Here is a 3,072-nt window from a genome sequence, read left to right as displayed (position 1 = left end):
TGCCGTCAACAAGCTCTTCAAGTTGATTATTGCAGAGGCAATTAATAAAAAAGCCTCTGACATTCACATTGAACCTTTTGAAAACTACGTTCGCATAAGGTACAGGATAGACGGTATACTGCAAGTTCCAAAAGGTCTTGACAGGCTTCCTGTTCAGCTGAAAAACCAGCTGACTACAAAGTTTAAATTAGCAGCCGGAATGAACATTGCAGAAAAACGGGTTCCCCAGGACGGGAGAATAAGGGTAGAGCTTAAAGACAGGGTTATAGACTTTCGTGTATCCTGCCTTCCCGTCATACACGGTGAAAAGATTGTTCTGAGAATGCTGGATAAAAGCAACCTACAGTTAGAACTTGAAAAACTGGGATTTGAAGACAGGGAATACAACCTGATAACAAAAGCGATAAGACAGCCCTACGGAATGATTCTTGTCACAGGCCCTACGGGTTCGGGTAAAACGACCACGCTCTACTCCTGTCTTATGAAAGTCAACTCCCCACAGGTGAACATCACAACAGCTGAAGATCCTGTTGAATATAGTATTGAAGGAATCAATCAGGTTCAAATAAATCCACAGGTAGGTTTAACTTTTGCCGAAGCGTTAAGGGCGTTCTTAAGGCAAGACCCCGATATAATTCTTGTAGGAGAAATAAGAGATAAAGAAACAGCTGAAATAGGTATAGAATCAGCCCTTACAGGACACCTTGTTCTTTCTACACTACACACAAACGATTCAGTTGCCGCAATAACCCGTCTTGAGGATATGGGAATAGAGAAATTTCTCATATCCTCTTCAGTTATTCTTGTCGTAGCACAGAGGCTTGCCCGTAAAATATGTCCGAAATGTAAAAAACCCTACCAGTATCCCGAAGAGGCTTTAAAAGAAGTGGGCTTTTCAGAAAAAGAAATTCCATACCTTAAAACCTACAAGGGAAAAGGCTGTGACTACTGTAACGGTACAGGATACAAAGGCAGAGTAGCCCTTTACGAGGTATTTGAAATAACTCCTGAAATCAAGGACATGATCGTTAGAGGAAAAAGTGAAGAGGAAATCAGAAAAAAAGCAGTAGAAAACGGCCTGAGAACGCTAAGGGAAATCGGTAAAATAAAGATCGCCAAAGGAGTTACTACTCCTGAGGAGGTATTGAGGGTTACCAGGTAGAACTGATATAATTTCTACTACAACCGTTAAAGGAGGATAGAATGAAAAAAGCAGCCGTAGTATTAATAATGGGAGCGTGTGTACTAACCTCCTGTGGTGAAAAAAAAGTAGTCACCAAGCCTGTCGTTAAGAAACCCCCTCTTTCAGTTCAGGTTGAACCATACAGAAGAGAACTCAGGAAAGACTTCATAATATTTTTAGAAAAAGCAAGAGAGATTCAAAAGGGCAACCTTTCCGTAGAGCCGATAAGGTAAAACTTGCAAAGTAAGGTGATAATATGGAAGTAGAAAAAATCAAATCTGCTATAAAGAAGTCTATTATCAGGGCGTTAGTTATCGGTTCTATTGTAAGTGGTCTTTTTTTTGCAGTCGGAATGTGGCAGGCAAACAAAGTTCTGAACCGTTCTTACCAGCTAACTATTAACCACAACGGACAGGAAGTAAAGTTTTTACTTGTAGACTACGGAGAAGTCGCTGTTCTTAAAACTCCAGGTGGAATTTATGACTGTGAAAAAGAAAATGGAAGATACAAATGTTCCGTTGCGAAAAATCAAATGGGAAAAAGCTTTTTACTTATAGACATTCAGGGAAGAAAAGTATGGTTCTTAATAAAACCTAATGTCAAGAACATAGAGGCCGACTGTTTGAGTGCCAACCTGTACTACTCTAAAGAACTAAACGCCTGTATCAGCAAGCCTGACCTTATACTGGAAGTTAAAAAAATCAAATCCTGAAATCCTCATTGAAAATTCGGACAATATCATTTATAATGTTATCTAACAGACACAGAAGAGGAGGTAAGTTATGAACATAAGGGAACAGTTTCTTAAAATGAAGGAAGAGGCCAAAAAACTTGAGAAAAAATTTGGCTGGATAACAATTCCCGTGTTTTTATATAAGAAAGAGAAAAATAAATACAGCAAAGCACCTCTTATCCAATGGAAAGAAGTAGTTAACGAACCCTTTGAAACAAGGTGGGGTGATTATATTATTTCCATTGCAGAAAAAAAAGCCAAAGTATACGAAGACAAGGACCCCAATATTGGAATTGCTGTTATTACAGGGAAACCTTCCCATCTTACCGTAATAGATTTTGATGATCCTACGCAATATTTTACGATAAAAAATGAAATAGATACGATAAAACAGGAAACAAGAAGAGGTGGACACCTCTTTTTCAAGTACGATCCTGAAATTAAAACACAGGTAAACAAGAAGCTCAATATGGACGTAAGGAACGATGGAGCATTTATTGTTGTTGCTCCAACCAAGGGATATACGATGACAGGGGAAGAGTTGAAGGAGATACCTGACTGGCTGAAGTCAAAACTCCAGACCAGTCAGGTTCAAAAGAACCTCCCCATAAAAGACATCAAAATCTCTATTAAAAATTTAGACAATCTGGTAAAAATTGTCAACGAGGCGTATCACCAAAAAAGGTTAGATGGCTACGGAGTAGATCTGTTCCTGAGTGGGCTGGCCTACTACGGGATAGACGAAAAAGAAATCCACAGAATAGCCCGTGAGATATTCCAGGAAGAATACGATCAGAAAAGAACGGACTACATGATTAACCGTGGTATAGACTTTAGAAATAGTGGAAAACTGCCGATATTCTTTTCAATATTCAGGGAAATCGGAAAAGACTGGAAAACCAGACAGAAAATAAAAGAGTCTATAAACAAAGAAATCGTAGATGAACTTTCAGAAAAACTGAAAGAAAAGTTCGGTATAAACATTAACGGTGTATCCCTTAAAGGAGAAGAGATAAGGGATATGATAATCAATACGAAAAACTTTGTAGCCAACAACGAACTGTATGACCAAAGTGGCAAGAAAATCAAATGTGAAATTAAAACTTTTGGAGCAATTAATCCTGAAAAATATTACAAGGTTAAGATTATCAATAAA

4 protein-coding genes are annotated in these 3,072 nt (G+C 38.3%); all 4 read left to right on the top strand.

The window, feature by feature from the left end:
* Positions 1-1,162 (top strand): GspE/PulE family protein (locus tag MV676_RS07130; protein WP_297446224.1); only part of this gene is annotated, 1,162 nt, incomplete at its 5' end.
* A gap of 41 nt (positions 1,163-1,203) precedes the next feature.
* A complete protein-coding gene (locus MV676_RS07125; protein ID WP_297446222.1) occupies positions 1,204-1,416 on the top strand; it encodes a hypothetical protein in 213 nt (70 codons plus the stop codon).
* Between the two features lie 23 nt (positions 1,417-1,439).
* Complete coding sequence (locus MV676_RS07120; RefSeq protein WP_297446220.1) at positions 1,440-1,895, top strand: hypothetical protein; 456 nt, start codon at positions 1,440-1,442, stop codon at positions 1,893-1,895.
* Between the two features lie 70 nt (positions 1,896-1,965).
* Positions 1,966-3,072, top strand: a 1,107-nt coding sequence (locus MV676_RS07115; protein WP_297446217.1) for a bifunctional DNA primase/polymerase, incomplete at its 3' end; no start/stop codon positions are given.

This window comes from Desulfurobacterium sp., assembly GCF_027028515.1.
Lineage (GTDB): Bacteria > Aquificota > Aquificia > Desulfurobacteriales > Desulfurobacteriaceae > Desulfurobacterium_A.
The sequence above is the reverse complement of the archived record's forward strand: the minus strand, read 5'-3'. Positions and strand labels throughout refer to the sequence as shown.